1 protein-coding gene is annotated in these 457 nt (G+C 61.7%); it reads right to left on the bottom strand.

The window, feature by feature from the left end; translation table 11 throughout:
- Positions 1 to 457: phosphopantetheine-binding protein (locus AO388_RS04965; RefSeq protein ID WP_147460371.1), on the bottom strand; the 457-nt coding region annotated here is incomplete at both ends.

Here is a 457-nt window from a genome sequence, read left to right as displayed (position 1 = left end):
GGCTTGAGCATCAGCGCCTGATTCCAGTGCTGACGCTCGGGGATGTCCAGCTCGAAGAAACGCGCCTGAATCGGCAGCAACGGCAACGAACCGCTGATCTGCTCCGCCACGGAGGCGGGCTTCTTTTGAATCAGTTTCGCCACCGAAGCCAGTTGGCCGATGGTCTGTCTTTCGAACAATTGCTTGGGGCTGAGCTTGATGCCCTGACGCTTGGCGCGGGCGATGATCTGCAGACTGAGGATCGAATCGCCGCCCAGCTCGAAGAAGTTGTCGGTGCTGCCGACCTGTTCCAGCTTGAGGACATCCGCCCACACGGCGGCGAGCTTTTCCTCGATCTCGCCGACTGGCGCGGTGTAGCGCTGTTTGACCACGCCAGGCTTGGGCAAGGCGCGCTTGTCGAGCTTGCCGTTGGCGGTCAGTGGCAGACTGTCCAGCAGCATGATCTGCGCGGGCACCA

Source organism: Pseudomonas sp. ICMP 10191, from assembly GCF_001467335.1.
Lineage (GTDB): Bacteria > Pseudomonadota > Gammaproteobacteria > Pseudomonadales > Pseudomonadaceae > Aquipseudomonas > Aquipseudomonas cerasi.
Note: the sequence above shows the minus strand (reverse complement) of the source record. Positions and strands in the feature narration are given on the sequence as shown.